1 protein-coding gene is annotated in these 1316 nt (G+C 40.7%); it reads left to right on the forward strand.

Features of this window, described 5'->3' with window-relative positions; all coding sequences use genetic code 11:
- A partial coding sequence (locus D9603_RS21590) for an Ig-like domain-containing protein (protein WP_161972714.1) occupies positions 1-1316 on the forward strand: 1316 nt, incomplete at both ends.

Here is a 1316-nt window from a genome sequence, read left to right on the forward strand (position 1 = left end):
AATAGACTTTGATGGTGATGGTGTTAAAGAGTTAGTATTCAAACATGAAAATCAAACGACAATTTATAATCTTATTCAAAACAGCCACTCATCACTGGACCTCGGCGATCTTAAATCACTCCACACGTTTACCAATAACGAGATAGAAAAGCTTTACGTGACGACGCAAAATGGCACTTTGCAATCCATTTCAGCACAAGGAAGCAAACAAGAAATCACGACCTTATGTACATCGTCGAAATTAATTGATATCGAGCAACACCTTGACGGCCAACTCCATGTTACCTGTGAAAATGAGTTGGGTACCTTTAATTTGGCTAGCCAACAATATAGTAAGCTGGTAAGCCTTGATGTGGTTGCAAGCCATGCAGATATTAAAATAATCGGTCAGGATACTTATTGGCTAGTACGACATGCTAATGGCAGAGAATTATATAAAATTTCAGAAAGTACTGAGCTGCCTTTTCAGCTAAGTGCAGCTGAGTTTAATACCAACAAATTTACCCCCGTGAATTTTGCTTTATTAGATGAAAAAGATGCTTTTAACTATCGCTTTTATATTTCTAAAGCACCGAGCAAAGGCAATATCTCCTTCTCTGATAGAACGCTGGGTCATTTCAACTATACACCCACAACAGGCGAAGTCGGACTAGACCAGTTTGAACTTTCTATGAGTGTTGGAGGAAAAGCTACCGAAAGCGTCTTAGTCTCTATTAATATTGAAGGAACTCCACTTCTTATTGAATCTAGTTCACTTTCTGCCCACTGGCGTACTCCGCTTAATGGCACATTGTCATTATCAGGCACAGATGAAAATACTGCTCTTCAATTCGGAGTGACTAGCGCACCTGCTTCAGGTGAGTTTGTCTTCAGTAATACAGCAACGGGGGAATTTACATATACACCATCGACTTCAACGTTAGAGCCTGCAATGTTTAGTGTGAATGTGAGTAATGAACATGGTCTACACATTGAAAAAGTCATCACTGTAAACCATACGAATACGACGCCGCAGGCACCACCAGTCGAATTCGAGGTCAATCAATCTGGAGTGGCTGACATCCCGCTTTTGGCTAAGGATGCTGATTCAGACCCACTTACTTACGAATTGCTCTCACAACCAGATAAAGGTGCGGTCGAGATAAATCGTAATACGGGGCTGATGTCTTACACCCCAGAAAATGATGCTACTTATGAAGTAAACTTTCAGTATCGAGTGTTTGATGGCATGAGTTATTCAGAGCCAAGCAATGTTATCCTTAACGTCAACACGACAAAAGCTGGCGTCAACAAAGACAATACAGATAAAGAGTCAG

Source organism: Pseudoalteromonas sp. PS5, assembly GCF_004103255.1.
Taxonomy (GTDB): Bacteria; Pseudomonadota; Gammaproteobacteria; order Enterobacterales; family Alteromonadaceae; genus Pseudoalteromonas; species Pseudoalteromonas peptidolytica.